Below are 1,393 nucleotides of genomic sequence, written 5' to 3'. Positions count from 1 at the left end.
CCTCCTTTTTATTTTGAAGTTGCACCTTTTGTTCACTTCTCTGCGTAACGACCTGTTTTTCTTTCTCCACTGCATTTACCTCCTTTCTCATTTTGTCCTGCGTTTCAGTTTGCATTTTTGACAGTCCTCCTTTCGTCCCTTTAGTGAGTTTTTTTCTCATAATATTGCCTTCCGCAATAGGCTAGACAGCCTGGTCTATGTATGGGTACAAACGTTCCATTGCTGGCGTCGGGACGGACGTTTTTCGGGCTAGCGCCCTGAATTCGTCGGCGATCTGTTTCATCTCACCTCGGGCAGCACTGGCATGCCCTACTTTAAGTTCGGTCATCTCGCCTACCAACATGCGCCGCATTATAAAGACAAGAATCGGCTCTGGCAGCCAATTAAAAATCTTGTGATTGGATGGTGTGATGGGGACACCCAGCTCGCGTAAAACCTTATAGCCCTCCCGGATTCCACGGAGCATCAATACCATGCCTTCGCGTGTGCGTGCCAGCCGGTGCCTGTCGCACCCGGTCATATAGAAGGCACCGGCGGTGGGGAGGATCTCCGCCGTGTGGGTCTTGAGCCAGGCATCCATATTGGGACAAATCTCGGCCGGAAATCCCGCACCCTCAAGCGCATCAGCAATTTGTTTCAACCGTGACGTGGTGCGGCCGTCTAATTCGCCAATTGTGGTCGCCTGTTCACGGCGCGATGTAACAATATAGCGGACGACGTGACCTTCCCGCATGCCTCCGGCGCCCGGAAAGCCCAGCAAGACACGCTCGCGGCCCAAGGCGTTAATCATTTCGTCAGGACCAACAATATTCTGATTCATAAACAGCACATTGGGTGTTTGCTGGTTGGCAGCCAGCACCGGCAGCACGGCTGGAACTTTATTCCTGGGCATCGTCACGGCCACCAGATCATAAGCGTCTTCCGGCGCAAGCCGTTCCACCGCGGTGACGCGGGTGGTAGTGCGCTGCCCGGTGGCACCATCGTCCAACACGATGCCATGTTCGCGGATGTCCACCAGGCGTTCCCCCCGAGCCAGGATTGATACATCCTGCCCGGACTCTTGCAGCCGCGCAGCGTACAAACTGCCTATTACCCCTGCGCCATAGAATAGGACCTTCATTTGTTTGTTCTTCATGATATTTACCTCCTTTTTTATTTTAACCCTGCGTCTTCCGTCACAATTGAAACACCTCATCCAGGAAATCGTAGCTGATTTGATGCTGCAGGCCAAAGTTGTTGAGCTGGCAATGTGCTTCAGCCCCTTCTTCCTCGGTGGTAGTCCGCAGTACCTTGACCTTGCTCCCCAGGAGCTTGTAAAACTCTTTCGCCTGTCTGGCACCTTCCTCACCCAGCTCATTCTCACCGTATAGGTCCAGGAACGGGCAGGTAATTT

2 protein-coding genes are annotated in these 1,393 nt (G+C 53.1%); both read right to left on the bottom strand.

Annotation, left to right across the window (positions count from 1 at the left end):
• Positions 1-181: 181 nt before the first annotated feature.
• Positions 182-1,135, bottom strand: a complete 954-nt coding sequence (locus K8S15_11395) for a ketopantoate reductase family protein (GenBank protein MCD4776638.1) — start codon at positions 1,133-1,135, stop codon at positions 182-184.
• Positions 1,136-1,175: 40 nt separating this feature from the next.
• Positions 1,176-1,393, bottom strand: a 218-nt coding sequence (locus tag K8S15_11390; protein ID MCD4776637.1) for an L-2-amino-thiazoline-4-carboxylic acid hydrolase, incomplete at its 5' end; no start/stop codon positions are given.

The organism is Candidatus Aegiribacteria sp., assembly GCA_021108005.1.
Taxonomy (GTDB): Bacteria; Fermentibacterota; Fermentibacteria; order Fermentibacterales; family JCC-6; genus Aegiribacteria.
The sequence above is the reverse complement of the archived record's forward strand: the minus strand, read 5'-3'. Positions and strand labels throughout refer to the sequence as shown.